Origin of the sequence: Daejeonella rubra (assembly GCF_900103545.1) — a bacterium.
Classification (GTDB): Bacteria; Bacteroidota; Bacteroidia; order Sphingobacteriales; family Sphingobacteriaceae; genus Daejeonella; species Daejeonella rubra.
This window is the reverse complement of sequence record NZ_FNHH01000064.1, coordinates 1-1728: the sequence shown is the minus strand read 5'-3', so window position 1 is coordinate 1728 and position 1728 is coordinate 1. Positions and strand designations below refer to the sequence as shown.

General features: G+C 41.7%; 1 protein-coding gene. It reads left to right on the top strand.

The features are described from left to right. Positions 1–88 precede the first annotated feature (88 nt). Positions 89–1621 carry an IS1182 family transposase gene (locus BLR27_RS18300; RefSeq protein ID WP_090707322.1) on the top strand — a complete coding sequence of 511 codons (1533 nt, stop codon included), beginning with the start codon at positions 89–91 and terminating at the stop codon, positions 1619–1621. Positions 1622–1728 lie beyond the last annotated feature (107 nt).

Sequence of the window (1728 nt, the reverse complement as noted above, 5' to 3'; positions counted from 1 at the left end):
GAGGCTGTCTCAAAAGGACAGCCTCTTTTTTATGGAATAAATATACAAGTTAATTTGCATAATATATTGATAATCAGTATATTGATGTATGAAAAGTCTCAATAAGAAGCCTGTTTTTAAGACCTATAACCCCCATCAACAATTCCTTTTACCACCTTCTTTGGATGAATTGATCCCTCAGAGGCATCCGGTAAGACTGGTTGGATCAATAATCGATGAAATAGATCTGGATATCCTTTCTAAACAATATAAAGGAGGAGGAACTTCGAGCTATCATCCACGGATGCTTCTTAAGGTTCTGGTGTATGGTTATTTGAGTAATATCTATTCCAGTCGCAAACTGGAAGCAGCCTGCAAGGAGAATATACATTTCATGTTCCTTTCAGGAATGAGTTATCCGGATCATCATACCATTAACCGTTTTCGAAGTGAGCGGCTCAAACATGTACTCAAGGAAGTGTTTGCTCAGGTCGTCTTTCTGCTTAACGAAACCGGACAGATCGAACTAAAGGATATTTATACCGATGGTACCAAGATAGAAGCCAATGCCAACCGATATAGCTTTGTATGGGGCAAGGCCATTAAGACCAGCCAGGAACGGATTGCCCGTCAGCTTGAAGAGTTATGGAGCTATTCCCAGCAGGTAGCCAAAGCCGAGCGGCAGCAAACGCCTCCCGACTTTAACGATACCGATCCACAAAAAGTAAGACAGACTATCGAATCGATCAACCAGGCGCTCCGGGATAAAGAAGTTGACCCTAAAGTAAAGCAAAAGCTGAATTATGCCGCTAAGAACTGGCCGGCAAAACTGGAGCAATACGCTCTCCAAAAGGAAATCCTGGGTGAGCGGAACAGCTATTCTAAAACAGACCCGGATGCTACTTTTATGCGCATGAAGGAAGATCATATGCTTAACGGACAGTTAAAGCCGGGGTATAACCTTCAGATCAGTACCCACAAACAATTTATAGTAAATTACAGCATTCATCAAAAGCCCACCGATACCACTACCCTTATTCCACATCTGGAAGCATATAAAAAAATGTATGGTTTTCATCCCCAGCAGCTTACAGCAGATGCCGGGTACGGAAGCCACCAGAATTATCAGTTCCTGGATAAAGAAAACATAGAGGCATTTGTGAAATATGGTTCTTTCGCCAAAGAGCAGCAGCAGACTATTGCTAATCCAATTGGTCATCCTGATCAGCTGCATTATGATGCACAGGGTGACTGTTATTTTTGTCCAATGGGACAGAAAATGGACTACATTGGAACAGTTACAAAAGTAACTGCAACCGGATTTAATCAGGAACTTTCCCGATATCGGGCACAAAATTGCTCTGAATGCCCTCTTCATGGTCCGTGTCACAAACAACAAGGAAACCGGATAATGGAAGTAAACCAGCAGCTTAACCGACTAAAAGCTATGGCCAGGGAAAAATTAATATCTCCCCAAGGGATCGCTAAACGCAAACAGCGGTGTTATGACGTAGAACCCGTCTTCGGCAATATCAAACAAAACAAAAACTTTAAAAGGTTTATGCTTAGGGGATGTGATAAGGTTGAAATTGAAGCTGGATTACTTGCATTAGCACATAATCTGAAGAAATGGGCGGCATAAGTCCTTTCTTTATTCAATTGTCCGCCAGAAACGGAAAACTCAGCAAAGAGATTAATATATTTATTAAATAAAAAAGGCCATCTCGAATTGTGTTTCGAGACAGCCTC

Coding starts and splice junctions, on each gene's coding strand:
- BLR27_RS18300 (WP_090707322.1), top strand. CDS start 89: ATGAAAAGTCTCAATAAGAAGCCTGTTTTTAAGACCTATAACCCCCAT.